This window comes from Vibrio sp. TMPB1044 (assembly GCF_030442075.1).
GTDB classification, from domain to species: Bacteria; Pseudomonadota; Gammaproteobacteria; order Enterobacterales; family Vibrionaceae; genus Vibrio; species Vibrio satsumensis.
The window spans coordinates 27,838-54,692 of record NZ_JAUJED010000001.1; the positions used below are offsets into that span (position 1 = coordinate 27,838).

General features: G+C 45.2%; 23 protein-coding genes and 1 tRNA gene. 5 read left to right on the top strand and 19 right to left on the bottom strand.

The window, feature by feature from the left end; genetic code table 11:
* The first annotated feature begins 246 nt into the window (after positions 1-246).
* Positions 247-666, top strand: coding sequence for a secondary thiamine-phosphate synthase enzyme YjbQ (locus QQ041_RS00185; protein WP_146491335.1), 420 nt, complete (start codon positions 247-249; stop codon positions 664-666).
* Between the two features lie 97 nt (positions 667-763).
* On the opposite strand, the gene QQ041_RS00190 is transcribed toward QQ041_RS00185, so the two are convergent.
* Genes QQ041_RS00190 through QQ041_RS00200 form a run of 3 tightly spaced genes read right to left on the bottom strand, consistent with a single transcriptional unit; the run spans position 764 to position 4,476 of the window.
* The gene (locus tag QQ041_RS00190; protein WP_285952835.1) at positions 764-1,969 is read right to left on the bottom strand and encodes a BamA/TamA family outer membrane protein; all 1,206 of its coding nucleotides are present in this window, start codon (positions 1,967-1,969) and stop codon (positions 764-766) included.
* A gap of 23 nt (positions 1,970-1,992) precedes the next feature.
* The gene (gene alr, locus QQ041_RS00195) at positions 1,993-3,078 is read right to left on the bottom strand and encodes an alanine racemase (protein WP_017065624.1); all 1,086 of its coding nucleotides are present in this window, start codon (positions 3,076-3,078) and stop codon (positions 1,993-1,995) included.
* 6 nt (positions 3,079-3,084) lie between these two features.
* Positions 3,085-4,476, bottom strand: coding sequence for a replicative DNA helicase (locus QQ041_RS00200; RefSeq protein WP_016767560.1), 1,392 nt, complete (start codon positions 4,474-4,476; stop codon positions 3,085-3,087).
* A gap of 176 nt (positions 4,477-4,652) precedes the next feature.
* Here QQ041_RS00200 and QQ041_RS00205 point away from each other — a divergent pair, with 176 nt between their 5' ends.
* Complete coding sequence (locus tag QQ041_RS00205) at positions 4,653-5,537, top strand: DUF481 domain-containing protein (RefSeq protein WP_285952830.1); 885 nt, start codon at positions 4,653-4,655, stop codon at positions 5,535-5,537.
* 181 nt (positions 5,538-5,718) lie between these two features.
* On the opposite strand, the gene rplI is transcribed toward QQ041_RS00205, so the two are convergent.
* The 5 genes from rplI to rnr form a co-directional block, all read right to left on the bottom strand.
* On the bottom strand, positions 5,719-6,171 hold the full coding sequence (rplI, locus tag QQ041_RS00210) for a 50S ribosomal protein L9 (protein ID WP_010434182.1): 453 nt from the start codon (positions 6,169-6,171) through the stop codon (positions 5,719-5,721).
* A gap of 38 nt (positions 6,172-6,209) precedes the next feature.
* The gene (rpsR, locus tag QQ041_RS00215) at positions 6,210-6,437 is read right to left on the bottom strand and encodes a 30S ribosomal protein S18 (protein WP_000090472.1); all 228 of its coding nucleotides are present in this window, start codon (positions 6,435-6,437) and stop codon (positions 6,210-6,212) included.
* A 112-nt stretch (positions 6,438-6,549) separates the two neighbouring features.
* Complete coding sequence (rpsF, locus tag QQ041_RS00220) at positions 6,550-6,939, bottom strand: 30S ribosomal protein S6 (protein ID WP_004741278.1); 390 nt, start codon at positions 6,937-6,939, stop codon at positions 6,550-6,552.
* 269 nt (positions 6,940-7,208) lie between these two features.
* A complete protein-coding gene (rlmB, locus tag QQ041_RS00225) occupies positions 7,209-7,949 on the bottom strand; it encodes a 23S rRNA (guanosine(2251)-2'-O)-methyltransferase RlmB (RefSeq protein ID WP_017063180.1) in 741 nt (246 codons plus the stop codon).
* A 177-nt stretch (positions 7,950-8,126) separates the two neighbouring features.
* Complete coding sequence (rnr, locus tag QQ041_RS00230) at positions 8,127-10,628, bottom strand: ribonuclease R (RefSeq protein WP_132982594.1); 2,502 nt, start codon at positions 10,626-10,628, stop codon at positions 8,127-8,129.
* Between the two features lie 247 nt (positions 10,629-10,875).
* Between rnr and QQ041_RS00235 the strand changes: the two genes are divergently transcribed.
* Positions 10,876-12,285, top strand: coding sequence for an amidohydrolase (locus QQ041_RS00235; protein ID WP_146491333.1), 1,410 nt, complete (start codon positions 10,876-10,878; stop codon positions 12,283-12,285).
* A 169-nt stretch (positions 12,286-12,454) separates the two neighbouring features.
* On the opposite strand, the gene QQ041_RS00240 is transcribed toward QQ041_RS00235, so the two are convergent.
* Together QQ041_RS00240 and QQ041_RS00245 are read right to left on the bottom strand one after the other, a co-directional pair.
* Positions 12,455-13,090 carry a tetratricopeptide repeat protein gene (locus tag QQ041_RS00240; protein WP_061019827.1) on the bottom strand — a complete coding sequence of 212 codons (636 nt, stop codon included), beginning with the start codon at positions 13,088-13,090 and terminating at the stop codon, positions 12,455-12,457.
* A gap of 316 nt (positions 13,091-13,406) precedes the next feature.
* Complete coding sequence (locus QQ041_RS00245; protein ID WP_010434108.1) at positions 13,407-14,723, bottom strand: adenylosuccinate synthase; 1,317 nt, start codon at positions 14,721-14,723, stop codon at positions 13,407-13,409.
* A 172-nt stretch (positions 14,724-14,895) separates the two neighbouring features.
* Here QQ041_RS00245 and QQ041_RS00250 point away from each other — a divergent pair, with 172 nt between their 5' ends.
* Entirely contained in the window at positions 14,896-15,084 is a 189-nt protein-coding gene (locus tag QQ041_RS00250) for a DUF2065 domain-containing protein (RefSeq protein ID WP_010434105.1), read from the top strand.
* Positions 15,085-15,242: 158 nt separating this feature from the next.
* Here the strand turns inward: QQ041_RS00250 and hflC are convergent, their stop codons facing one another.
* The 8 genes from hflC to tsaE form a co-directional block, all read right to left on the bottom strand.
* The gene (gene hflC, locus QQ041_RS00255; RefSeq protein WP_102478974.1) at positions 15,243-16,220 is read right to left on the bottom strand and encodes a protease modulator HflC; all 978 of its coding nucleotides are present in this window, start codon (positions 16,218-16,220) and stop codon (positions 15,243-15,245) included.
* A 2-nt stretch (positions 16,221-16,222) separates the two neighbouring features.
* The gene (gene hflK / locus QQ041_RS00260) at positions 16,223-17,425 is read right to left on the bottom strand and encodes an FtsH protease activity modulator HflK (protein WP_285952831.1); all 1,203 of its coding nucleotides are present in this window, start codon (positions 17,423-17,425) and stop codon (positions 16,223-16,225) included.
* A gap of 27 nt (positions 17,426-17,452) precedes the next feature.
* Complete coding sequence (gene hflX / locus QQ041_RS00265) at positions 17,453-18,760, bottom strand: ribosome rescue GTPase HflX (protein ID WP_017059928.1); 1,308 nt, start codon at positions 18,758-18,760, stop codon at positions 17,453-17,455.
* 44 nt (positions 18,761-18,804) lie between these two features.
* Positions 18,805-19,068, bottom strand: a complete 264-nt coding sequence (gene hfq, locus QQ041_RS00270; RefSeq protein WP_017059927.1) for an RNA chaperone Hfq — start codon at positions 19,066-19,068, stop codon at positions 18,805-18,807.
* Positions 19,069-19,261: 193 nt separating this feature from the next.
* On the bottom strand, positions 19,262-20,194 hold the full coding sequence (gene miaA, locus QQ041_RS00275) for a tRNA (adenosine(37)-N6)-dimethylallyltransferase MiaA (protein WP_060983120.1): 933 nt from the start codon (positions 20,192-20,194) through the stop codon (positions 19,262-19,264).
* A gap of 97 nt (positions 20,195-20,291) precedes the next feature.
* The gene (gene mutL / locus QQ041_RS00280) at positions 20,292-22,532 is read right to left on the bottom strand and encodes a DNA mismatch repair endonuclease MutL (RefSeq protein ID WP_285952832.1); all 2,241 of its coding nucleotides are present in this window, start codon (positions 22,530-22,532) and stop codon (positions 20,292-20,294) included.
* Between the two features lie 85 nt (positions 22,533-22,617).
* Positions 22,618-24,333 carry an N-acetylmuramoyl-L-alanine amidase gene (locus tag QQ041_RS00285; protein ID WP_285952833.1) on the bottom strand — a complete coding sequence of 572 codons (1,716 nt, stop codon included), beginning with the start codon at positions 24,331-24,333 and terminating at the stop codon, positions 22,618-22,620.
* Positions 24,327-24,791 (bottom strand): tRNA (adenosine(37)-N6)-threonylcarbamoyltransferase complex ATPase subunit type 1 TsaE, encoded by a 465-nt coding sequence (gene tsaE / locus QQ041_RS00290; RefSeq protein WP_004735870.1) that lies wholly within the window; start codon positions 24,789-24,791, stop codon positions 24,327-24,329. The genes QQ041_RS00285 and tsaE overlap by 7 nt, the downstream gene beginning before the upstream one ends.
* Before the next feature lie 211 nt (positions 24,792-25,002).
* Here tsaE and queG point away from each other — a divergent pair, with 211 nt between their 5' ends.
* Complete coding sequence (gene queG / locus QQ041_RS00295; protein ID WP_285952834.1) at positions 25,003-26,145, top strand: tRNA epoxyqueuosine(34) reductase QueG; 1,143 nt, start codon at positions 25,003-25,005, stop codon at positions 26,143-26,145.
* A 632-nt stretch (positions 26,146-26,777) separates the two neighbouring features.
* Here queG and QQ041_RS00300 read toward each other — a convergent pair.
* Positions 26,778-26,853: transfer RNA gene (locus tag QQ041_RS00300), tRNA-Gly, on the bottom strand.
* Positions 26,854-26,855 lie beyond the last annotated feature (2 nt).

Consider the following 26,855-nt stretch of genomic DNA (forward strand, 5'->3'; position numbering starts at 1 on the left):
TTATATTTTTCTGTGATGACCAAACCGCGTCACCACTGAAAGATTCTTTGTAATTTTTTTTCACGACGTATTATGCCGCATATGAAGAGCTGTACCTTGAGATAAATCAGGATTCGATTTCCTGATAGAAGAATCGGTACAGACTCTAGCTCTAACATAATTAAATGTGAGCGATACCTGATAAATTCAAGTTCAAAAGATAGCGTTAAACCACTTTTTTTCCAAATACATTATAAAGGATGGCGTATGTGGATTCAGAAGACTATACACCTAAATGCACGAAAGCGTGGATTCCATCTCATTACTGATGAAATTGAACAACAGATACACGATATCAATTCTCTATCTGTTGGTTTATTACATCTTTTTATCCAACATACCTCTGCCAGCCTCACGCTAAACGAGAACGCTGATCCTACCGTCCGTACCGATATGGAATCACACTTTAATAAGTTTGTACCTGAGCGAGCACCCTACTACAGACACACCTATGAAGGCGATGATGACATGCCAGCCCACATTAAAGCATCGACACTTGGCACCAGTGTGACAATACCAATTAGCAATGGTCGTTTAGCTTTAGGAACATGGCAGGGCATTTACTTAGGTGAGCATCGAGATTGTGGTGGCAGCCGTACGGTTGTTGCTACGATTCAAGGTGAGTAGACGGTTTGAAAGCTAGATCTTCTTAATAAAAAAGAGTGGTGTGTTTCCACAACCACTCTTATAAAAATAGTATTTGGCCTACTGCAGGCCGAAAGCTTTAGAAGGGCTGATTTATCATGACCCTAAAGGTCCCTTCGTCACCACCTCGCGCCAACTCAGCACGTACAACAATGCCTTCCACTTGGAAACGAACCGCGCCACCTAAGCTCCATTTCATATCCGAGTGCAGTGTTTTTATATCGTACTCATCCGCAACGCGCCCGGCTTCGGCAAACGCTACCCATTGCCACCAAGGCAAATCGTAATAGTTAATCAGCGGGATATCACCCAAAGGTTGCCAGTCAGGAATCACTCGGTACTCAGCAGAGTAATGAACCGCAGAACGTCCGTGGTAGCGACCTCCGGTATAACCTCGTAATCGATACAAACCACCCAATCGAGCTTGTTCAGTTTCCGGTGGGCGAGCACAATCTTGCCCAGAGCAGTTATCCCAGGTTGGTGTATCAACAGTATAGAAATCGAGCGCCACGACTTGTTGGTCGAACAGGTCACCTAAAGGGCCTAATGCGAAGTACTGACTGTTTTGGAACGTCCACTTCAACCATAAATCGTCGTTAGACCAGCTTTCTGCGCCAGTGGTGAATTCAAGGTTAGTATGAGAGCCCGTGGTTGGGTTACGTGTGCTATCCCGGTTATCCCAATCAAACGCTAAGCTAAAGCCTGTCGCCTCTTCAGAATTGTTTAAGCCTTCTAACTCTCGGGAGGTATAAAAAGGCGTAAAGACAATCGAACTGACACCCGACTCTAATGGAGAAGCAAAGCTCACGTCTTTGATGGGTTGAAATGCCCCTAACAAGCCATGCTCTGCAACATTGCCCCAAGGCAGCAGATACTTAAACTCAAACTGATAGTTTTCTTCTAAGCCATCGGCAATGGTTTTGTCATCAATAGATGAGTCATTATCGCCTTGGGAACCAAGGTAATACGGGTTGTCGTTGAAGCGAGCTTGATACATCTGAGTGCTGAATAAAACATTCTCAGACAAAGCGTAGTTAAAGGCAGATAAGAAACCGACATAACTGTCTTTATCTGAATAAAGCGCCATACCAAACAGGGCAGCTTGAGGTTGCCAAACACCCTTTGCGACACCAGCAACCCCAAAAGTATTACCCATGGTTTCGGTGCTGAAGTAGAAAGGGACAAAGGCCGAGTCTTTTTCTTCGCTAAGGGCTGAAGAAGAAAAGCTGACACCGAGTAGCGCCATTGCTGACATCACTAGTTGTCGAGTCGTTCGCTTGAACATCATTTACTTTACAATATCCATAGCTACTTCACATACTCCATCGCCACACGTGAAGTCAGTTTAGTGACCAGTTCGTAAGCGATAGTACCGATATGTTCTGCGACTTCTTCTGAAGGCAAATCTTTACCCCATAATGTCGCTTCATCACCGACTTTATCTGCCGCATCAGGGCCAAGGTCTACGGTTAGCATGTCCATGGAAACACGTCCTGCGATCGGTACTTTTCGACCGTTAACGAACACTGGAGTGCCGTTAGGTGCTGTACGAGGATAACCATCACCGTAACCAATCGCGATAACACCAACTTTGGTATCACGTTCACTGGTCCAGTTTCCGCCATAACCCACACTCTCACCGGCTTTCACATCGCGCACTGCAATCAGGTGTGAGGTCAGGGTCATCACTGGCAAAAATCCAAGCTCTTGCGCTGATTTATCCACAAACGGTGACACACCGTAAGAGATGATTCCCGGACGAACCCAATCAAGGTGGCTGTCAGGCCAAGCGAGTAAACCCGCAGAGGCAGCAAGTGAACGCTCACCTTCACAGCCTTCGGTAAGAGACAAGAAAAGCTCGGTCTGTTCAACGGTGGTTGCTCTATCCAGTTCATCAGCACAACCGAAGTGGCTCATGTAACGTAGAGGTTTGGCAACATTCGCACATTGATGCAAACGCTCAACAAAGTTTTGATATTGCTCAGGGCGAACACCTAATCGGTGCATACCACTGTCGACTTTTAGCCATACCACAACGGGGGTTTCCAAATCCGCATTCTCTAGCGCGCTTAATTGCTCTTCACAATGCACCACAGTTTGAATGTTATTGGTCACCAAGATTGGCAAATCGCCCGAAGAGTAAAACCCTTCCAGCAACAAAATAGGTTTAACAATGCCACCAGCACGAAGTTGTAACGCTTCTTCAATACGCGCCACACCGAATGCATCAGAGCTTTTTGAATGCTTGGCAATATGCAGTAAGCCGTGTCCGTAGCCATTGGCTTTCACAACAGACATGACCTTACACTGAGGAGCCTTCGACTTTATCTGGTTCAGGTTATGTTCGAGCGCGTTTAAGTCAATGCTCGCCGTCGCCGCTTTCATGTAAGTCATTAGCGATTACTCATCATCAAATGCAGGGCCTGCATAGTTATCAAATCGGGAGTGTTGGCCTTGGAACGTAAGACGAACCGAACCGATCGGACCGTTACGTTGCTTACCAAGGATGATCTCAGCAATGCCTTTCAGTGAACTATCTGGGTTATAAACCTCATCACGATAGATAAACATGATTAAGTCGGCATCTTGCTCAATCGAACCTGATTCACGCAAATCCGAGTTTACTGGACGCTTATCAGCACGTTGCTCTAGGGAACGGTTAAGCTGAGAAAGTGCGACAACCGGAACATTCAGTTCTTTTGCTAACGCTTTCAATGAGCGAGAAATCTCGGCGATCTCAAGAGTACGGTTATCAGATAACGAAGGTACACGCATTAATTGAAGGTAATCTATCATGATCATAGAGATACCATCGTGTTCACGAGCGATACGTCGAGCACGAGAACGTACTTCGGTTGGAGTCAGGCCCGAGCTGTCATCGATATACATATTCTTCTTATCCATCAGAATACCCATACTCGACGAAATACGAGCCCAATCTTCATCGTCTAACTGACCGGTACGAATCTTGGTTTGGTCAACTCGAGAAAGTGACGCAAGCATACGCATCATCAGCTGTTCGGCTGGCATCTCTAACGAGAAAATTAAAACAGGTTTGTCTTGCTTCATCGCTGCGTTTTCACACAAGTTCATCGCAAACGTGGTTTTACCCATCGATGGACGAGCAGCAACGATGATTAAGTCAGAACCTTGCAGACCTGCTGTTTTCTTATTGAGGTCGTTGAAACCTGTATCGACACCGGTCACACCATCTTGCGGTGTTTTATACAAGATCTCGATACGTTCTAGTGTCTTCTCTAGAATGCTATCAACGTTTTGTGGACCTTCGTTTTCACTTGCACGGCCTTCGGCAATCGCGAAGACTTTACTTTCAGCCAGATCAACAAGCTCTTCCGATGTACGACCTTGAGGATCATAACCAGAATCAGCAATCTCATTTGCGACACCAATCAGGCTACGAACAAGTGCACGCTGCGCCACGATATCCGCATAGGCGTTGATGTTTGCGGCACTTGGGGTGTTTTTCGCTAGGTCAGCAAGGTAGGCAAAGCCACCCACTTCTTCAAGTTGCTCACGCAGCTCTAAATGTTCAGAGAGTGTAATAAGATCCAGAGGAGAACTTTCTTCAAGGATATCCTTTACCGCTTCAAAGATCAGACGGTGAGGACGGCTATAAAAGTCTTTGGCCACAACCTTTTCAGCAACCGTATCCCAGCGTTCGTTATCCAATAACAAACCGCCAATAACAGATTGCTCAGCTTCTAATGAATGTGGCGGGACCTTGATGGCGTCCACCTGATCGTTGGCTGATTTCTGACTTTTGGTATCCACTATGACTACACTCAATAACTAATAATGATCGTTCATTATACCCAAGAACATCCGTTTGTAATCCGATCCTATGAGTTTGTTTTATTCTTCAGGAAGAATTTACCTATTGCTGACGGAATTAACCAAGGGTAGCATTACGATCCTGCCATTCATTCACTGTATAACTTGAGGTATGCGTGTCCAAATTATTGGCTCTGAGCACTGGTCTTCTAAGCATCGGCCTCCTGAGCACTCCGTTGGCCTTAGCTGATGATACTAAAGCCTCTGTTGATGCAATCCTTGACTCTATAGTAGTACCAGAACCTACTGCTGAGCCGATCGTCGTTGCACCGACATCTGAAGAAAAAGATATGGATATCGCACCGAGTGATACAAGTGACACAGAACTGCCGAACCCACTGAAAACGGAAGTCGAATTTGGATATCAGTCGCATACTGGTAATTCGGATTCACGATCGCTTAACGCACGCCTTAACGGTGAGTACACGGCTGGCCGCCATAGAACCAGTGGTGAATGGAAATACTACAACCTTTACAAAGATGGCGAAGAAGATAAAAGGCAATCGACTTACTCGGCTCAGAGTGACTACAAGCTAAGCCCTAAAACCTACCTTTACGGCAGCTTTAAGGGGGTCGACTCACGATACAGTGCTTACTTTAAGGACTACACCGTTTCTAGTGGTCTAGGTTACCAGTTTTCGAATACCGAAGAGTTTGTGCTGGAAGTCGAAGTTGGGCCTGGTTTTCGTTACCAAGAGCCAAATCTTGATGAGCTAGACGACGATGACATCATCTTTCCGGAGATTGTTGAAGAAGCGATTTTTCGTGGCAACGTGAATACGTCTTGGCAGGTCTTGAAGAATTTACAGCTCAAGGCAGACGTGACGCTTGTGTCTGGCCACAGTAACCTAAAGTTTGATACCGAACTCGAAGCCATCAATGATATTACCGACAATATCGCACTAAAGATCGCTCACTCTCGCCAATACCACGATAAAGTGCCTGAAGGATTAAGCAAAGAAGACTCTATTCTATCTATCAACCTGCTATTCCAATTCTAATCTTAAGACTACTTCTAACCTTGAGAACGACCAGTTCAGCAATAACAGCTTATGGATCACTGTAAGCTTTTTACTTACCAGAGTCCTTCCTTGTACTTTCCTATATTCCAGACATAAAAAAACACCAGCCGAAGCTGGTGTTTAAAACTTTCAAAAGAAAGAATTCGTCTTGGTACTGAAATTACTCAGCTGCAACGATAGCGATTTTCGCAGTAGCAAAAACTTCAGAGTGAAGTTGGATGCTTACTTCGAATTCGCCGATGTTACGTAGAGCGCCTTCAGGTAGGCGTACTTCGCTCTTAGCTACTGCAACACCTGCCGCTGTAATAGCGTCAGCGATGTCACGAGTACCGATAGAACCGAATAGTTTACCTTCGTCACCAGCTTTAGAAGCGATTGTAACGCCTTCTAGAGTGTTAACGCTCTCTGCACGAGCTTCAGCAGCAGCTAGTTGCTCAGCAACTTTAGCTTCTAGTTCAGCACGACGAGTTTCGAACATAGCAACGTTGTCTTTAGTTGCCATAACTGCTTTACCCTGTGGGATAAGGAAGTTACGAGCGTAACCAGATTTAACGTTTACTTGGTCGCCAAGGCCACCTAGGTTACCGATCTTATCAAGTAGAATAACTTGCATTATCTTAGTCCTCTTAAACTATTATTAACTATTACCGATTACTGATGCTTGTCAGTGTACGGTAGTAGAGCTAGGTAACGAGAACGCTTGATAGCGCGAGCTAGTTGACGCTGGTACTTAGCGCTTGTACCAGTGATACGGCTAGGTACGATTTTACCAGCTTCAGTGATGTAGTTTTTAAGAGTTGCTACGTCTTTGTAGTCAATCTCTTGTACGCCTTCTGCAGTGAAACGGCAGAATTTACGACGACGGAAGAAACGAGCCATGGGCTATCTCCTGATCTTAAATTTAGTAAAGCGGTCTTTCACAATTATCGAAATAACTATCAATGACCTAAAACAAGTTGAGAATTTTTTAAGGCGTTAAGCCAAAAAAGAATTACTCAGCAGCTGCTTCTGGTTTAGCTTCTGTACGCTCTTCGCGACGAGGAGCACGCTCTGCACGCTCTTCTTTTTGCTTAAGCATAATAGATTGCTCAGTCACAGCGCCTTTAGTGCGCATGATCATGTTACGTAGAACTGCATCGTTGAAACGGAAAGCAGTTTCTAGCTCGTCAATCACTTCTTGACCAGCTTCAACGTTCATAAGAACGTAGTGAGCTTTGTGAAGCTTGTTGATTGGGTAAGCCATTTGACGACGACCCCAGTCTTCTAGACGGTGGATAGTACCGCCAGCTTCAGTGATAGAACCAGTGTAACGCTCGATCATGCCAGCAACTTGCTCGCTTTGATCAGGGTGAACCATGAATACGATTTCGTAATGACGCATTTGGTTGCTCCTTACGGATTATTAGCTTCCACGAGTGGCCCGGTCGTCCAGAGGAAGCAAGGAACTAAAGATAAATGACCGAGTTTTAAGGACGGCAAATATTATAGAAAGAGCTCGGTATTAGCAAGTGATATTTGGCGAATAATGAAACAGTTTCTCTTTCGCCATCTAGCCATCCAGCAATCGCATTTTCCACCCTATTTGAGTCTATAAAACAAACGCCCATCACCTAAGTAATGAGCGTTTAATATTTGAAGTTTTTCAATCGATTACTGAGCTAAACGCTGACGTACCGCTTCGAACAGACAGATACCTGATGCTACCGAAACGTTTAGGCTCGACACGCTACCTGCCATTGGGATCTTAATTAGGTCATCACAGGTTTCACGCGTTAGACGACGCATACCGTCACCTTCTGCACCCATAACTACCGCAAGAGGGCCGGTTAGCTTCGCTTGGTAGATATCATGCGTTGCTTCACCTGCCGTACCCACAAACCATACGCCCTGCTCTTGCAGTGCACGCATTGTGCGAGCCAGGTTAGTTACACGTACTAGCGGAACCGTTTCAGCCGCACCACATGCAACCTTGCTTACCGTTGCCGTTAACGGCGAAGAACGGTCTTTCGGTACGATAACTGCCGCCACACCAGCAGCATCCGCGTTACGCAGACAAGCGCCTAGGTTATGAGGGTCTGTTACGCCATCTAGAACCAGCAGCAAAGGCTGTTCGTGCTGCGCTAGGATATCATCTAGGTGAGTTTCATTAAGCTGCTTAGCAGGCTTCACCTTAGCAATAAGACCTTGGTGATTCGCACCTTGTGCTTTTTCATCCAGCGGCTTACGACCCATCTGTTGAATCGACACACCAAACTGTTGCAGTTGGTTCAGTAATGGAAGAAGACGCTCGTCTTGGCGACCTTTCAGTACATACGCTTCAATAAAACGTGCAGGATCTTTTTCTAGTACGGCTTTCACCGCGTGAATACCGTAAATAAATTCGTTACTCATTGTCTCAACTTACTCTTATTGCTCAGAAAAGAATAACATCAATGTCGATGCATCCCTCTCTGTATTGTTCATTTCGAGAGTATGCGTCTTGCGCCTGATACTCTCGCATTAAATTAAATCAGTTAGGCGCTAAACCTGATTAGCAGAGCGCCTTATTAGCCTTAAGATTTATCAGTCTTAAGACTTATCTGCCTTTGGCTTACGGCTTGCAGCACGCTTTTTCTTTGCGCGAGCTTTAGCAGCACCGGTTTTATTCGCTGGCTTTTTCTTCTTAGCAGAGCTTTCACTGCTGCCATCAGGTCGCTTAGTTGGCTCAACCATAGGCTTCGCTGACACACCCGGCTTATTGCTCTTCACTGCTGAACGCTTCTTGCTTTTCGCCTTTTTCATCGCTTCTGCTGCACGCTTCTTGGCTGTTTTGCCTTTACCACGCGGCTGACGATCAGTGTCTTCTAAGTCAAAGTCGATTTGGCGAGTTTCTAAGTTAACCGCAGAAACCTTCACTTTAACCGAATCACCCAAGCGGTAGATATTACCTGAGCTTTCACCCACTAGGCGCTGACCAACAGCATCAAATTGGTAGTAATCGTTCGCTAGCGCTGAGATATGTACCAAGCCATCGATGTGCAGTTCAGTTAGACGAACAAAGAAGCCGAAGCCAGTCACGTTGGCAATCACGCCATCCATCACTTCACCGACATGGTCTTGCATGTATTCGCACTTCAACCAGTCGTTCACTTCACGCGTTGCGTCATCAGCACGACGTTCAGTCATTGAACACTGCTCGCCGTAGAAATCCATATCATCGAAAGTGTAGTGGTAACCACCCGTTGGCGTCCAACGTTCGCTGTTACGACCACCTTCTTTCGCAATAAGGTACTTAATCGCACGGTGCAATAGCAAGTCAGGGTAACGACGAATCGGCGAGGTAAAGTGAGCATAGCGTTTAAGAGCTAAACCAAAGTGACCCGCGTTGTCCGCGTTGTAGACAGCTTGCTTCATCGAGCGCAGTAGCATGGTTTGGATTAACTCACGATCTTCACGTTCGTTAATCTGTTGCATCAGTTGCGCGTAGTCTACCGGAGATGGTGAAAGACCACCTTCCAGCGTTAAACCTAATTCACTTAAGAAGCTCTTGAAGCCCATTAAGCGCTCTTCGCCCGGAGTTTCGTGAACACGGTACAGCGCAGGCTCTTTCGCTTTTTCTACGTAAGATGCCGATGCGATGTTCGCAAGAATCATACACTCTTCGATGATCTTGTGTGCGTCGTTACGTACTACCGGTTCAATACGGTCGATCTTACGATCCGCATTGAAGATAAATTTGGTTTCAACGGTTTCAAACTCAATCGCACCACGCTCATCACGCGTTTTCTTAAGCACCTTGTACATCTTATGAAGCTCTTCAAGGTGCGGTACTTCTGGTTCGTAACGCTCACGAAGTTCTTCATTGCCATCTAAGATCGCGCCTACTTTGTTGTAAGTAAGACGAGCATGAGAGTTCATTACCGCTTCGTAGTGCTTGTAACCCGACAGCTTACCTTTGTCTGAGATAGTCATCTCACACACCATACATAAACGGTCTACTTGAGGGTTCAATGAACACAAACCATTTGAAAGCACTTCAGGCAGCATTGGTACAACTTGTGACGGGAAGTATACCGAGTTACCACGGTTAATCGCCTCTTTGTCTAGCGCTGTATCTGGGCGAACGTAGTAACTTACGTCAGCAATCGCTACCCATAGGCGCCAGCCGCCGCCTTTCTTCGCTTCACAATAAACCGCATCATCGAAGTCACGCGCATCTTCACCATCAATCGTAACCAATGGCAGCTTACGCAGGTCTACACGTCCTTCTTTTGCTTCTTCAGGAACATGCTCACCTAGGTTTTCGATTTGTTTATCTACCGCTTCAGGCCACTCTTGTGGGATCTGGTGAGTACGAATCGCGATCTGCGTTTCCATACCCGGCGCCATATTCTCACCAAGAACTTCGGTCACTTTACCCATCATGTTACGAGAACGACCGCCGCGATCCGTAATTTCAATCACAACCACATTACCCATTCGAGCACCGCCTTTATGCTCAGTAGGGATCTGGATGTCGTGACTAATACGCGAATCATCAGCAACAACGTAAGAATGGCCATACTCTAGGAAGAAGCGACCAACAAGTGGCGTTTTACGCTCTTCAAGCACACGAACCAAGCGGCCTTCACGACGGCCACGCTTACTGTTATCAGTAGGCTGAACCAATACGTAATCACCATGCATGATGGTTTTCATCTGATGATGCGGCAGCACGATATCATTGTCTTTACCCACACTGCCGTCTGGGCGAACCCAACCATGACCGTCTTTATGACCAATCACATAGCCTTTGATCAGCTCCATCTTCTCAGGCAATGCGTAGCACTGACGACGAGTAAAGATAAGCTGCCCATCACGCTCCATTGCACGTAAACGACGACGCAGCCCTTCATATTGTTCCTCTCCAGCAAGACCCAAAGCTTCGAATAGATCGTTGCGGTTCATCGGAATATTCGCGTCTGTTAGAAACGAAATAATGAACTCTCGGCTTGGTACTGGATTATCGTAATTTTTCGACTCTCGGTCGGCAAAAGGATCAACAGTGGTTGTCGCTGTCGTGTTTTCTGACGTTGGTGTGTTTTTTGACATAGGCGGGCCTGCTTAAGCAAGGAAGGTATATACCCCTAGTATATCTGATGCTAGAGGTAAGCTACAGATATGCTTTGGAAAACACTCAAATAACCTCAGATTGATACATATCTTCACTTTGTGAAACATCGCTTCATAGACGTGGACTATCATCAAAATTTCAAGCAAACGATAAAACAAACGTTTGCGCCATGAATGAAATACACTATTATCCACGCACTTTACCAACTCCTGTTCTGAGTATGATATGAAACTAAAACGCACTTTATTGGCTTCAGCAATGGCAAGCCTCGCTATATTTCCATTTGCGAGTTCGGCAATGGAAAAAGCTGACCTGATGATTACCGATGCGATGGTTCTAACCATGAACCAAGACAAAACGGTTTATGAAAGCGGTACTGTTGTCGTCAAAGACAACAAAATCATTGCGGTAGGTGATGCTTCACTAGAGAAGCAGTACCAAGCGAAACAAGTGTTAGACGTTGATGGCGATATCGTTATGCCGGGTCTCATCAATACTCATACTCACGTATCAATGACGGTTTTCCGTTCGCTGGCCGATGATGTGCCTGATCGCCTGCACCGCTACATCTTCCCACTAGAGAAAAAGCTAGTATCGCGAGACATGGTACGCATTGGTGCGAATCTAGGTAACGTTGAAATGGTAAAAGGCGGTGTCACGACTTACGCCGACATGTACTACTTCGAAGATGAAGTAGCGAAAACTGTCGATAAGATCGGTATGCGTGCCATTCTGGGTGAAACCGTGATTAAGTTTCCAGTAGCGGATGCTGCCAACGCCGAAGAAGGCATCAAGTACGCATTGAACTTCATTGAAGAATACAAAGATCACCCGCGAATCACACCAGCGTTTGCACCGCATGCTCCTTACACCAACACCACAGAGATCCTGCAGAAAATATCTAAGCTATCTCTAGAGTTAGATGTACCAGTAATGATTCACCTTGCAGAATCACATCGTGAAGAAGAAAAAATCGCAGAGCGTTCTGATGGGTTATCCCCGGTTCAATACATGGACAGCATTGGCGCACTCAACAAAAACTTGGTGGGTGCACACATGATCCTAGTAGACGATCACGATATCGAATTAGTGAAGAAATCGGATATGGGCGTAGCTCATAATATGAGTGCTAATATCAAGTCAGCAAAAGGCGTATCACCAGCGCTTAAGATGTATGACGAGAACGTACGTATCGGTTTAGGTACAGATGGGCCAATGTCTGGTAACACACTGAGCACCATTGATGAGTTCAACCAAGTCGCTAAGGTTCACAAGCTAGTTAATAAAGATCGTGCTGCGATGCCGCCGATCAAAGTGATCGACATGGCAACAATGGGCGCAGCAAAAGCGCTCCACATGGAAGATAAGATCGGCTCTCTTGAAGCTGGTAAGCTTGCCGACATCATAGTGATCGATACCAAGGCACCAAACATGGTTCCGGTCTACAACCCATACTCAGCATTAGTTTACTCTGCTAACTCGGGTAACGTTCGCCACACGATCGTTGATGGCAAGATCATTATGCAAGACCGCGACATGCTAACGGTAGACGAAGACAAGATTCGTCAAGAAGCACTCGATTTTACCAAGGTTGTTCGTGAAACGGTGATTGAGTCTGGTGAGGTTGTTCAATAACGTCACTGAATGAGATAAACGGTTTCCCTTAAGATCAAAAAAGGCCTCATAGGAATTTATCTATGAGGCCTTTTTAATACGAGTTTTTTTACCTCAATATATTTCTATATCAAGATAGATGATTAACGAGTGCAGTCATTAATCATCTACTCTGATTCAATAATCGATCTTACCAGAACACGTCTCGACGTTTTGCTCGAGCAATGATGTTGTCTGGCATTCTCTGTTCTAGACCGCTACGAAGCACGGTGATACGCTTATGCTGCCTTTGATCCGCTGTCACCGAGTTGTATAACCAGCGGTAAGCGTCTTCATAGTCTAATGGGCTACCGTAGTCACGTAACAAGAGTTCAGCTAAGTGGATACTCGCACTTAAGTTACCCATAGAGGCCGCTTCACGTAGATACGGAATCGCACGCTCTTTGTCTTGTTGTACCAAAGTACCACGAGAGTAATAACGACCTAACTGCTCTAATGCAGCGGGTAAACCTTGATGTGCCGCGTTTTCCATATAGTAAAGGCCAAGCTCTACATCTTGTGGAACACACACACCCCAAGCCAACATATCGCCGTATAAAAACTCATAAGAAGGCAAGCTAATACGCGTCGCACGAGCAACGATATCTTCAACTAACTGGCACTTATCAGCTTTCACTCGCTCTAGATGTTGATTATTTTCGATTAAATTAATCAGTTCAGCTTCTGTATATATTGGAACGGGCTCTCCCACATCAGCCAAATTTGCATGACTCAAGGGTGAGCTCAGCGCCATTATTAATGAAGCTGCCACAATTCGTAGCTTCATACCTGCACTCTATTATCTGTCGCTAAAGTTATCTATTGAGGGGTGCAGAGGATTTCTACACGCACAAAACAGGGTGAACTTCACTTTCCATGATATCTGTATCGGCAATAACCCTGACGGCTTTAGACAAAACTTGCCGCTAATGGGCAATATTTTGCCAGATGGCGTTCAAAAGATCACCATCAAAGAGTGCGTGGCTAAATTGCAGGTATTAAAAAGCCGACTTAATAAAGTCGGCTTTTAGAAAACTATTTCATTATCAGAGCACTTTAATTATCAAAGCAATGTTTGTGCTGTGGTAATCACTCAGCGGGCATTACGCGCCGTATGGGTGAACCTTGATGATAGTTTCGTTACGATCTGGGCCAGTTGATACGATATCAATTGGAACGCCAGTTAGGTCTTCGATACGCTTAATGTAATCTAGAGCAGCTTGTGGAAGCGCGTCGATAGATTTAGCACCAAATGTGTTTTCAGACCAACCAGGCATTGTTTCGTAGATTGGCGTCGCTTCTTCGAATGACTCAGCAGCCATTGGAGAAACTTCTAGGATAGAACCATCTTTCATCTTGTAGCCAGTACAGATTTTTAGTTCTTCTAGGCCATCTAGAACGTCTAGTTTAGTTAGACACATACCAGATAGAGAGTTGATTTGGATTGCACGACGCATAGCAACAGCATCGAACCAACCAGTACGACGTAGACGACCAGTTGTTGCGCCAAACTCGTGACCAACATCGCCTAGGTGCTTACCAACTGGGTCTTGTTTTTCAAGGCCATCATATAGCTCAGTTGGGAATGGACCTGAACCAACACGAGTACAGTAAGCCTTAGTAATACCAAGGATGTAACCGATGTGACGAGGACCGAAACCAGAACCTGCAGCAACACCACCAGCAGTCGTGTTAGAAGACGTTACGTATGGGTAAGTACCGTGGTCGATATCTAGTAGCGTACCTTGAGCACCTTCGAACATGATCTTGTCGCCGCGCTTACGTGCTGCGTCTAGTTCGTCAGTTACGTCGATAACCATCGCAGTTAACATGTCTGCGTAGCTCATCGCTTGCTCAAGAACTTCTTCGTAGCTTACTGTTTCAGCTTTGTAGAAGTGCTCTAGTTGGAAGTTGTGGAATTCCATAACTTCTTTTAGCTTCTCAGCAAATGCTTCTTTATCGAAAAGGTCGCCAACGCGTAGACCGCGACGAGCAACTTTATCTTCGTAAGCTGGACCGATACCACGACCCGTTGTACCGATAGCTTTAGCGCCACGAGCGATTTCACGCGCGTTGTCGATTGCAATGTGGTACGGAAGAATTAGAGGACAAGCTTCAGAGATGAAAAGACGCTCACGTACTGGGATACCGCGATCTTCAAGAGGCTTCATTTCTTTTAGAAGTGCGTCAGGCGATAATACTACACCGTTACCAATAACACATTTAACGTTATTGCGTAGGATACCTGATGGAATTAAGTGAAGAACGGTTTTTTCACCGTCAATTACAAGTGTGTGACCTGCATTGTGACCGCCTTGGTAGCGAACCACGTATTTTGCATCTTCAGTTAAAAGGTCAACGATTTTACCTTTACCTTCATCACCCCATTGGGTGCCTAGAACGACTACGTTATTTCCCATCTTTCCAATTTCTGTTGCTAATTAAAAATGGAGTCTAGCACTGAATCACACTTCTTGCAGTCACTTTTTGTCCATAAACGTTAACGCTGTACAAAAATAAACCAGTGATAACTGAGGGCGAATGTATGAAGATACTGATATCATTGCTTTTTTACAGACAAAAGGCAGAACCATGTCTCAATCAATTTGGCTCGCTATTGGGCTCGTACTTATTGTTGAAGGGCTCGGCCCCTTAATTGCACCCAATGGCTGGAGAAACATGGTCGCGCAACTGAGCGAACAACCAGACACACAACTGCGTCGCATTGGCGGCTGTCTTGTGGTGGCAGGAGCGGTTATCGCTTTCATGACCTACCGCTAGGTTTAGGTTTCTATAAGTAGAACGCTATTGAGCGCCTTCCCTCGCGCCCCCAATCGTAGACCTGAAAACAATAGAAAACAAAAAGGCTCCCATAATGGGAGCCTTTTAAGTTTTAACGCATTTTGCTTATTGAGCTAAGCATTCGCTAACGCATCAGCTTATTTCGCTGGAGCGCCGCTTGCTTGATTCATGTATTGGAAGAAGTCAGTCTTCGGATCCAGTACTAGAATGTCGCTCTTATCGCTAAATGATGTCTCATAAGCTTGCAATGAACGCATGAAGCCGTAGAACTCAGGATCTTTGCTGAACGCATCAGAGTAGATCTTCGCTGCTTCTGCATCCGCGTCACCACGAGTGATTCGAGCTGTACGGTCAGCTTCAGCAAGAACTGTTGCCACTTCTAGCTCAGCTTGAGCACGGATAACTTCCGCTTTCTCACGACCTTGAGAACGGTGTCTACGAGCAACCGACTCACGTTCTGCACGCATACGGCGGTAGATAGATTCACTAATTTCGTCAGGAAGGTTAATCTTCTTCATACGGAAATCAACAACTTCAACACCTAAATCAGCCATCGCACTTTCTGCCGTTCCAGACAAAACGTTTTCCATGATCTTATCGCGTTCGCCATCAACTTCTAGTGCTTCTGCAGCCGCTACCGTTGTGACGACTTCGCTATCAGCAGAGTCTGGCAGGATGTCCTTATTACGAGGACCTGACACGATCTGCTTAATTTCACGAGAACCAATTTCAGAACGAAGAACATCTGTCACCTTACGCTCAAGAAGTGCTTCTGCCGTCATGATATTACCGCCGCCAGTACTCAGATAGAAACGTCCAAAATCAGCAATACGCCATTTTGCGTAAGTATCAATTAGAACGTCTTTTTTCTCTGATGTTACGAAACGGTCAGAACGACCATCCATCGTTTGAATACGAGCATCAAGTACTTTTACGCGATCAAACAGTGGCAGTTTAAAGTGCAGGCCTGGTTCATAGATTCGTGATACGCCGTTGTCGTCGAGAACTCGACCAAAACGAATTACCATGCCACGCTCGCCTTCTTGAATCACAAACAGTGACATCAATAGAAGGGCAATCGTCACAACTAATACAGGGATCATTAATTTACGCATTATTAGTATCTCCCTTGGCGTGAACTGTCTGAACGAGTTTGAGTGCTAGACTTTGGATCAGCTTGAGTTTCTAACTCAATTTGATCGTAAGTTGATGATGCTTTTGCAGGGCGAGTGCCCGACTGAGAACCACCTTGTGCGCCTAGCTTATCAATTGGTAGGTATAGCAAATTACCGCTTGATTCAGAATCAATCAGGACTTTCGATGTGCTTGAGTACACTTTTTCCATTGTATCAAGGTACATACGGTTACGTGTTACTTCAGGCGCAGCTTGGTATTCAGGTAGCAGTTTCTCGAACTGAGCTACTTGACCTAGAGCACCATTAACTGTGCGCTCTGAGTAACCCACCGCTTCTTTCTTCAAACGCTCAGCACGACCTGTTGCTTTTGGAAGAATGTCATTTCGGTAAGCTTCAGCTTCACGCTCGAAACGCTCTTCATCCTCACGAGCCGCGATAGCATCATCAAATGCATCTTTCACTTGCTCTGGTGGACGTGCTGACTGGAAGTTCACGTCAACAATAAGAATACCCATATCGTAGCTATCGATAATGCGGTTTAGTGTTTCTTGAGTACTTTGACGAATCTGCTGACGACCACTTGTTAGGATACTATCCATTAGTGAGTCACCAATTACTGCACGAAGCGCAGAATCGGTTGCTTGGCGTAAACTGTCGTCTGCATTCGTTACACGATACAAGTACTTGTATGGGTCAGAAACACGGTATTGAACACCCATTTCAACGGTCACAACGTTTTCATCTTTCGTTAGCATCGTGCCAGCAGCACGCAGAGAACGAATCGCTTGAACGTTGACTAGTTGCTCATCTTTAATTTCATCGATGAAGCGAGGGTGCCAGTTAAGACCAGGTTCTTCGATACGGTCGAACTGACCCAGTCGAAGTACTACTGCTCTTTCTGCTTCGCCAACGGTGTAGAAACCAGCGAAGAACCAGATAGCAACAGCAATAACGGCAATGACACCAAAGCCAATTGCACCGCCACCACCAATAGATGGCCCGTTACCGTTGCCACCCTTTTTACCAAACTTGCCACCTAACTTTTGACTTAGTTTACTAAACACTTCGTCTAGATCTGGCGGTCCTTGATCTCGGCCGCCGCGATTATTTTTATTACCCCAAGGGTCATTATCGCGGCCGTTATTATCGCCGTTGTTGTTATTTCCAGGCTCATTCCACGCCATTAGAAAGCTCCATCATTTGATATGACGTTATACTGTAGCAGTCTCTTTGGTAACGATAAAGTCACCTAAGAGCGCCCCTTCTCTTTTTTCAAGTTTAGACCAATCTATTTGTTGCATTCGGATATCTATCAACAAGTTACCATTTTCATCATACTCTTCCTGTTGAATACATTTCATCTCGAAGAATAAGCTACGAATACGGCCCTGATGTTGATGTGGAATACACAACCGGAATTGAACCATCTGGCTAGCTAAACGCTCAGTTAAAGCTTCAAACAGCAGTTCAATGCCTTCTCCTTCCATTGCAGAAACCCAAACAGCGCGAGGTGCGCCCTCTTCGTCTCTTTCAATTCGAGGTTTTTGGTCTTCCATGCAGTCAATTTTGTTCATGACTACAAGGGTTGGCACTTCATGAGCATCGATTTCTTCTAATACTTCATGAACAGCCTGAATGTTCTCACGAAAACGGTCATCACTGGCATCAACAACATGTAACAAAATGTCAGCTTCCTGCGTCTCTTGTAATGTTGCCTTGAACGCAGCGACCAAGTCGTGTGGTAGATGACGGATAAAACCTACGGTATCTGCGAGAATTGCAGGCCCGACATCTGCCAAATCAATCTTACGCAGTGTTGGGTCTAGGGTTGCAAACAGTTGGTCTGCCGCATAAACACCAGCACTTGTGATGCGATTGAAAAGTGTTGATTTCCCTGCGTTGGTATAACCAACCAAAGAAATTGTTGGGATTTCAGCTCGATTACGAGCACGTCGTCCTTGTTCACGCTGCTTAGCGACTTTCGCTAAACGACGCAGTATTGCCTTTATACGGTCACGCAACAAACGGCGATCGGTTTCCAGTTGAGTTTCACCTGGACCACGAAGACCAATACCACCTTTCTGCCTTTCAAGGTGAGTCCAACCACGAATCAATCGGGTAGAGATATGACGAAGCTGAGCGAGCTCAACTTGTAGCTTACCTTCATGAGTTCGCGCACGTTGTGCAAAAATATCTAAGATCAAACCCGTGCGATCAATCACACGACATTTACACAATTGCTCGAGATTTCGCTCTTGGGCAGGAGAGAGAGAGTGGTTAAAAATCACAATTTCAGCACCGGTTAGCTGAACAGCTTGTGCGATTTCTAGAGCTTTACCTTCTCCAACGTAGTATTTAGGGAGTGGGGATTGTCGGCTACCAGTAATCACTTGTAGCGTTTCTACCCCCGCAGAGGAGACCAGCATTTCACATTCGCTTAGGTCTTCCCATTCTCCCTCTTGCGTGAAGTTGATATGAACAAGTACGGCTCGCTCGCCGGATTCATAACGGTCAAACAAGCAACCAACTCCTTATTACAGCACAAGCTGTATCAATTGAACGATTAATCTTCAGTCTTCTCTGGACGATCAGATGGCGTGCGTTGCTCGCCGCTGTGGTGACTAACTGCGCGAGCAGGTACCACAGTAGAAATCGCATGCTTGTAAACCATTTGGTTTACTGTGTTCTTCAATAAGATCACGAATTGATCGAAAGACTCGATCTGACCTTGCAGCTTAATGCCGTTAACAAGATAGATAGAGACTGGAATGCGCTCACGACGGAGTGCATTTAGGAATGGGTCTTGTAGCGATTGCCCCTTAGCCATTTTATTTTCCTTATTTGTATTTTGTTGTAATTATTTAGCTAGTGGTGCACAAAAAGGTGCGGCCTTTGCATCTGAGCTAAATGAATAAAAAAACTCCGTTGTTATTGAAAGGCTGTGATTTTTTAAAAGCCTCAATAACGGATCCTTTCCAGAGTATATTCACGCAAAAGCGATCACATTATACACAGCAATACTAATCAGATGCTATTGCATCTGAAAGAGTTTCTAACGCTTGATCAATGTTTTCGCTATCTAACCAAGTTAAATCATCCCAACTGCGCAACCAGGTGATTTGTCGCTTGGCCAACTGACGGGTTGCACAGACACCACGGAAAACCGCTTCGTCTAAATCACAATTACCGTCTAAATAATCCCACATCTGCCTATAACCAACGCATCGGATCGATGGCAGTTCAGGATGAAGATCTTCTCTGGCGTACAACGCCTTCATTTCCTCTTCAAATCCCGCTTCGATCATCTTCTCGAAACGCAGCTCAATGCGGCGATGGAGTTCTTTCCTTTCCTTGGGAGCTATTGCAAATTGTTTTACACGAAATGGCAGGCTATCGCCTTTCGTTTGAGTTAGCTCTGTTAATGTTTTACCCGAAATTCGGTAAACTTCCAATGCCCTTGAAAGCCTTTGTGGATCATTTGGGTGTATTCTTTCAGCGGATACGGGATCAATCTCTCTTAATTGATCGTGCAATGCCTGCCAACCTTGTTCGATAGATTCCGCTTCAATCTGCTTACGAATCTCTTGATCCGCTGCTGGTAATGGCGATAAACCTTCCAACAATGCTTTGTAGTAAAGCATTGTGCCACCAACAAGTAGCGGAATTTTGCCTTCCGCTACAATCTTATTCATTTCATTGATCGCATCACGACGAAAATCTGCCGCAGAATACGCTTCGCTTGGATCCAGAATATCAATCAAGCGATGAGGCGCGAGCGCAAGCTCTTCCGCATCCGGTTTAGCGGTACCAATATCCATGTCTTTGTAGATAAGTGCCGAATCGACGCTGATGATCTCTACTGGGTATTTCTGACGTAAGCGGATAGCTAAATCTGTTTTTCCTGATGCCGTTGGGCCCATTAAAAACAACGCTAAAGGTAATTTTTCAGTCATGATATTTTGTATTTGCTTCTCTGTTTTAGCGCTTTTTAGCAAAGGGCTTTGTGTCGCGACGTATTCAGCTAAAAAGACAAATGTCGTCGCGAAAAAGTTAAACCGTAAACGCGGCTATAGTCGCTGAAAAGTCGATAGGATTAACAAACTCTGGATCATCTAATGGAAGTAGACCATGCCAAAGTTGTTCAAGTTCCCCAACTAGTTGAACCGCTTCAGATAAAGTGTAGTCGCTTTTTACTTGTGCCGTTTGAATCCCGATCCAGTTAACCAATGATGGCAACAGGTCGTTGGAAACATTAGCCGTGTGATTATCAGCAATCTGAGCATTTAATGAAGCCGCGTAAGATAACAGATCTGGGATCAAAATTTGTAAGTTTTGCTGCCTTAAAGGAGAAGGCACGCCCATCACCATTACCGCCTCACTGTTTCGCGCCTTAAGCTCAATCCCCAGTAATGCCAATGTTTGGCTCAGCGTCTTCGCAACTTCGACAAGTTCACTACCCAGCTTAATCGATAAGGGCACCAATAGTGGCTGGCTTTTTAACGCGCCACCTCGAGTATCAAGCTGACCAACAACACGCAATAATTCAGCCTTAGCCAAAGAAACCAACACACTGCCGTTCTTATTACCCATCACCAGATACTGACGTTCCACTACCGAGACGGCTTTGCCTAAGTCCGTCACAGGTACTCTTGGCTTTGAATGAACAGGATTCTGTTGAGCAGGCTTAGCTTCTATATTTTCTATGTTGTCTTTGGTTTCTACTGGTGCCACATGCTCTTGAGGAGATGATGGAGCTATAACTTGATCATCAAAATCTGGCGTTTTCAGAAGCTCTTTGTAGGCTTTCACTTCTCGCTTAGAGGGCGCGGGTTCACCGTGATGCTGGTTTGGCTCTTTCTCTTTTTTAGGTTCAGGTCGAGACTCGATCCACTCTTGGCGAGGAGAACCGGTAAAACTGGTTTCGCGAGCCGACGAGCCTGTGTTAGCTGGACTCATGCTAGTAGACGAATCTAAGTTGGTTGAAGAGCCCCTGCTAGACGATGAACCTCGGTTGGCTGTTGAGCCATAATGTTGCCCACCATCATTAACGCTGCGCTGAGGGTTATCATAAACCTGCTCAGATTCGGCTTTTCTTGGGTAGGCTGGCGTCTGCTCAATGGCGTGTCGCAGCCTCTCAGAGATCTGTGTTTGATCCGAATGAGTCGGCGTTATACTTTCTGGCTCAGGAAAACTCGAAACATCCCCCGTTTCAGACATCGAACTATCTTGCTGATAATTTGAGGCTTCTGACTGATGAAAAGCCGATTGATTGATCGGTGCTGCATCAATTTGTTTGCTTTGTGCTAAGCCATCACTCAATGCTTGGTAAATAAAGTCGTGCACAAGGCGAGCTTGATGGAAACGTACTTCATGCTTTGCAGGGTGAACATTCACATCGACTTGATGCGGGTCTAGCTCAATGAACAACACATAAGTTGCAAATTGGTCTGGGCGTAGGCTGGTCTCATAGCTTTGACGAATCGCATGATTAATCAGCTTGTCGCGCATCATACGGCCGTTCACATAGCAGTATTGTAGATCGCTTTGTTGTCTTGCTCCTTCAGGCGTGGTGATCCAGCCATGAAGTTTTAGGCCTTGATGCTCAAGCTCGATCTTAAGCATATGGCGCACAAAAGGGTTGCCACATACCGCAGCGATGCGCTTTTCTGCTTGAACTTGTGTTTTAGCTGCGCGGTACTGACGAATCATTTTGCCGTTATGACGAAGGTTGATCGTCACATCAAAGCGACTCAATGCAATGCGCTTGAGTAACTCATCGATATGCGTGAATTCGGTTTTCTCAGTGCGTAAGAACTTGCGGCGTGCTGGTGTGTTGAAGAACAGATCCAACACCTCAACCGAGGTACCAATGGGATGTGCTGCAGGCTGCAGTTTCACCTGCATATCACGACCTTCACTGTGTGCTGCCCAAGCTTGATCTTGAGTCGCAGGGCGTGAAGTCATGGTTAAGCGTGCAACAGAGCTGATACTCGCGAGCGCCTCACCACGGAAACCAAGGCTGACGATCGCCTCAAGGTCGTCAAGAGTATGGATCTTGGAGGTAGCATGACGACTCAGCGCCAAGGCAAGCTCATCTTTGACGATGCCCTTACCGTTGTCACGAACGCGGATCATCTTAGCGCCACCTTTCTCGATATCAATATCGATACGCGTCGCACCTGAGTCCAAACTGTTCTCAACCAACTCTTTCACAACAGAAGCAGGTCTTTCTACCACTTCACCCGCTGCGATTTGGTTCGCTAACCGAGCTGGCAGTATTTTGATCGTCATATAGCTACCTTACTGCCACTTATAGAAGTACTTCTCGCGTTAAAGATTACTTCTATGTTCTAAACATGACTTAAATATGGCTCAACTACTTATGTGGAATAATGAGCACTTGGCCAATGGCTAATTCATCAGAGCGCAATTTGTTCGCTTGGCGAATACTGTTAACGCTCACACCGTATTTCGAAGCTATCTTGCCAAGATAATCGCCTCTTGCGACTTTGTGTTTGCGCAGAGGGACATCTTTCACTTCAACTGTAATACGTAACTTTTGGCCTACTCTCACAGTCTCTGATTTCAAGCGGTTCTCACGTTTGATATCAGCCACCGAAACTTTATAGCGGCTGGCTATCTTGCCTAGATACTCTCCAGACTTAACCGTGTGAGTTATGGTCTTAGTTCTAACAGCACTGCTTGATGATGAGCTTGAAGCGCTGCCTGGAATCTTAAGCACTTGGCCAATCGCTAAGCTGCTCGATTTCAGGTTGTTGAATTTCATCAAGGCCTGTGTCGAGGTGCCATATTTATTCGCAATAACAGATAGAGACTCACCACGAGAGACTTTATGTTGGCTCACGCTACCCGTTGATGACGTCGCGTTAGACAAGATAATCCCTTCAGGTGGGTTAGCCTTCAAATACTTAACGACCGCTTTAGTCACTGCTCGTGCCAATTTATCTTGATGCGAGCGTTGGAAAAGCAGCTTCTCTTCCGTCGGATTCGAAATAAAGCCCGTTTCTACCAATACAGATGGGATCTGTGGTGAACGTAATACCGCCAAACTGGTGTTAATCGGCTTACTGTTATGCAGTTTCGCAACCTTACCCATTTCAGACAGAATCGCCGTTGCCAGCTTGTAGCCCTCTTTTTGAGAGTGGCTAAACTGCAAATCAAGCAAGGTTTGATTTACGTTCTTATCATCAATATTGCCAGTAAAAGCAGCACCGCTACCACCAAGTAGCTCTGACTGTTTCTCTTTATTCTCAATCCAGCGTGAGATCTCGGTATTCGCACGTCGAGTATTCAGCACAAACACCGAGCCACCTCTTGGTTGAGGAGTGGTAAATGCATCGGCGTGAATAGAGATCAACAGGTGAGCTTCATTCTCTCGAGCAATCGCAACACGTCGATTCAAGTTCACAAAGTAGTCAGCATTACGCGTTAAACGCGTTTTGATTCCCGGTACGGCATTTAATTGTGCAGCCAGCTTGCGGGAGATACTCAGCGTCGCATTCTTCTCATATTTACGAGATGGACCGATTGAGCCAGGATCTTCACCACCGTGGCCAGGGTCAATCACGATCAAAATGTCTTTCTGACGTTTAACCTGATTAATGTTCTTGCTAACCGTTGGTTTACTTGGCTTCGATGTCGCTTTACTTGCCGCACCATGAGGTAAGTCGATCACCAAACGGTGTCCATACTGACCACCCGGAGTCGGGCTCAGTTTGAACAACTCTGCTTTAGACGACTTCTTTAACTCAAAAACCAAGCGATAGGTGTTTTTGTCTGGCGGTGAACTCTTACGAATCTTAGATAGAACAGGGCTATCTTTCACCACGACCGGTAGCTTAGTTGCAAGGTTGGTATTTTTTAAATCGACCACTAAACGACTCGGGCTACTCAGTGTGAAATAGCTAAAATCCGCTTCTGATTTTAAGTCGATAACCACACGAGTTTCTTCTGGAGAAGGCCAAACCCTTAAACTTTTCAGTGAGTTTGCAGAAACAAGTGAAGAAAACAGTATAGAAAAAACAGCAGCCATCATGGTCACTGCTGAAATAAGGCGTTTAGAAATCAACATAACTCCAACTGACTAAGTAAGCGCTGTCCGTATTCACTATTAGCGGTTAAAGAAACAATACGGTGATCGTCTTGGTAACGAATATCAATATCCAAATCAGCTTCTGGTAGCATCCCATAACCTTTCTCAGGCCATTCAACCAAGCAGATAGCATCTGGAGTAAAGTAGTCACGAATTCCCATGAACTCTAACTCTTCAGGATCGGCTAGGCGATAAAGGTCAAAGTGGTACACCTGCCAATCGGCAAGTTGATAAGGTTCAACTAGAGTATACGTTGGGCTCTTTACATTTCCTTGATGGCCAAGTGCTTTTACAAAGCCACGACTGAAGGTCGTTTTACCTGCGCCAAGATCACCATGCAGATAAATAGTCGTCTGCTGTGAGCAAAGATTAGAAAGCTCCGTTCCTAATTGAATCGTTGCTTGTTCATCTTTCAAAGTAAATTGTTTCGTGCTCATGAATACGTTCTCTAAAAATCGATCGTTGACTATATAAAAATCAAAAGAACAAGAATAGTAAACCGTGATGCTTTTGGGAGACAAGCACTCAAGTGTAAGTTCTATGAAAAATACTGCTCAAAACACGTCTGTTCTGGTCAACACCACTAAGATCCGTTAAGATCCGCCCCCATTTTTGCCTAACCGAATTTTAATCGATAAGTATGAAGCCATGAATCTAGACCATCTTGCTGAAAAAATTAAAATTTGGGGAAAAGAGTTAGGCTTTCAAAAAGTTGGCATCTGCGATGTTGATTTAAGTGAACACGAAGCCCCTCTTCAAGCATGGCTAGATGCGGGTCACCACGGCGAAATGGATTGGATGGCTCGACATGGGATGATGCGTGCACGTCCTGATGAACTTCACCCAGGCACAATTCGAGTGATCAGCGCTCGAATGAATTACCTACCACCAGAAGCTCAGTTCGCCTCTAACCTAAGCGATACCACTCAAGGCTACATCAGCCGTTATTCTTTAGGCCGCGACTATCACAAATTGTTCCGTAACCAGTTGAAAAAGCTGGGACAAAGAATTGAAAAAGAGGTCGAAGGTTTAGACTCACGCCCTTTCGTCGATTCAGCACCTATTTTGGAAAGACCGCTCGCTCAAAAAGCAGGGTTGGGCTGGACAGGTAAACACTCATTAATTCTTGATAAAGACGCGGGCTCTTGGTTCTTTCTAGGGGAGCTGTTAGTTAACATCCCTCTTCCAGTCGATGAACCCAGTGTCGATGAGTGTGGTAAATGCACCGCATGTATCACTTCTTGCCCAACAGGTGCCATTATTGATGATGGCGTGGTGGATGCGCGCAAATGTATCTCGTACTTAACCATTGAATATGATGGTGTGATCCCTGAAGAGTATAGAGAAGCGATTGGTAACCGTATCTACGGCTGCGACGATTGTCAGTTAGTTTGCCCATGGAACCGTCATGCCGAACTCACAGAACAAACCGACTTTCACCGCAGAGAAGATTTCCAAGAAGCCGATCTGGTTGCACTTTCAGGTTGGGATGAAGCAACCTTCCTAAAGAAAATGGAAGGCTCCGCAATAAGACGTATCGGCCACACCCAATGGTTGCGCAATATCTTTGTTGCGATGGGCAATGCACCATTTCAACAACGCATTGTTGAAACACTGGAATCTCATCAAGGCAAAAACGAAATGCTAGATGTCCATATTGAGTGGGCTTTAGAAAAACAACTACAGCAATTACCTAGTGCCATTGAGGTGCCAAAAGGTAACAGTAAAGTCGCGACTAAAAAGCACCGACTAATACGTATTGTAGAAAAAGGACTACCAAGAGACGCTTAACGCTTTATATACCAATGTATGGCAAGCGAGCCCCCACTAACAGTCCAATATTTAAGACAACTCGTTGCACATAATTTTAGAACAATGTTTGACCTTGTTCTCAATTCTAGCAATGTGGAAAAAATTCAGAACTCTCGTAAACTTCCGACACTCGCACAAAGTTAAACACAGTACCGATAAATGATTAAGATCAAAAAACAACAAGTTAACGATCTTTTATCAAACCCAAGACAAGCATCCAACTTGATAAAAAACAACAAGTTACGATCGGCACAATTCATCTAATATATTGAAAACAAGAAAGATCTTTTAGGGATAGGTAAAGAATTAAGCCTGAAATAACTTTATCAACCAAGTTATCCACACCTAACATTTTGTGGATAAGTCTGTTTATAGATATGAAAAACCTCAAGTATCTGCTTCAGAGACCTGATGTTTACTAGCATTCCAGTTGCTAAGAAAAATTTAAGACAAAAAAATATCCACCATGATGGAGGATTATTTGCTTTTTGGGGGGATTATGCTTCGCAGCATTAAAGAAAGAGCGTGACCTTTAAGGTCGCCTTTAAACTCTGTGATCTAAAGAAAAACACGGTGGTTTAAAGAGTCTTAATAGCTTTTTAGAAGAAAGCTGGAGCGATACATCGGGTTCGAACCGATGACCTCAACCTTGGCAAGGTTGCGCTCTACCAACTGAGCTAGTATCGCAT

Bases quoted from the DNA above. Each gene is read 5' to 3' on its own strand.
- QQ041_RS00185 (WP_146491335.1), top strand. From the start codon at position 247: ATGTGGATTCAGAAGACTATACACCTAAATGCACGAAAGCGTGGATTC.
- QQ041_RS00190 (WP_285952835.1), bottom strand. From the start codon at position 1,969: ATGTTCAAGCGAACGACTCGACAACTAGTGATGTCAGCAATGGCGCTA.
- alr (WP_017065624.1), bottom strand. From the start codon at position 3,078: ATGACTTACATGAAAGCGGCGACGGCGAGCATTGACTTAAACGCGCTC.
- rplI (WP_010434182.1), bottom strand. From the start codon at position 6,171: ATGCAAGTTATTCTACTTGATAAGATCGGTAACCTAGGTGGCCTTGGC.
- rpsR (WP_000090472.1), bottom strand. From the start codon at position 6,437: ATGGCTCGTTTCTTCCGTCGTCGTAAATTCTGCCGTTTCACTGCAGAA.
- rpsF (WP_004741278.1), bottom strand. From the start codon at position 6,939: ATGCGTCATTACGAAATCGTATTCATGGTTCACCCTGATCAAAGCGAG.
- rlmB (WP_017063180.1), bottom strand. From the start codon at position 7,949: ATGAGTAACGAATTTATTTACGGTATTCACGCGGTGAAAGCCGTACTA.
- rnr (WP_132982594.1), bottom strand. From the start codon at position 10,628: ATGTCAAAAAACACACCAACGTCAGAAAACACGACAGCGACAACCACT.
- QQ041_RS00235 (WP_146491333.1), top strand. From the start codon at position 10,876: ATGAAACTAAAACGCACTTTATTGGCTTCAGCAATGGCAAGCCTCGCT.
- QQ041_RS00240 (WP_061019827.1), bottom strand. From the start codon at position 13,090: ATGAAGCTACGAATTGTGGCAGCTTCATTAATAATGGCGCTGAGCTCA.
- QQ041_RS00245 (WP_010434108.1), bottom strand. From the start codon at position 14,723: ATGGGAAATAACGTAGTCGTTCTAGGCACCCAATGGGGTGATGAAGGT.
- QQ041_RS00250 (WP_010434105.1), top strand. From the start codon at position 14,896: ATGTCTCAATCAATTTGGCTCGCTATTGGGCTCGTACTTATTGTTGAA.
- hflC (WP_102478974.1), bottom strand. From the start codon at position 16,220: ATGCGTAAATTAATGATCCCTGTATTAGTTGTGACGATTGCCCTTCTA.
- hflK (WP_285952831.1), bottom strand. From the start codon at position 17,425: ATGGCGTGGAATGAGCCTGGAAATAACAACAACGGCGATAATAACGGC.
- hfq (WP_017059927.1), bottom strand. From the start codon at position 19,068: ATGGCTAAGGGGCAATCGCTACAAGACCCATTCCTAAATGCACTCCGT.
- miaA (WP_060983120.1), bottom strand. From the start codon at position 20,194: ATGACTGAAAAATTACCTTTAGCGTTGTTTTTAATGGGCCCAACGGCA.
- mutL (WP_285952832.1), bottom strand. From the start codon at position 22,532: ATGACGATCAAAATACTGCCAGCTCGGTTAGCGAACCAAATCGCAGCG.
- QQ041_RS00285 (WP_285952833.1), bottom strand. From the start codon at position 24,333: ATGTTGATTTCTAAACGCCTTATTTCAGCAGTGACCATGATGGCTGCT.
- tsaE (WP_004735870.1), bottom strand. From the start codon at position 24,791: ATGAGCACGAAACAATTTACTTTGAAAGATGAACAAGCAACGATTCAA.
- queG (WP_285952834.1), top strand. From the start codon at position 25,003: ATGAATCTAGACCATCTTGCTGAAAAAATTAAAATTTGGGGAAAAGAG.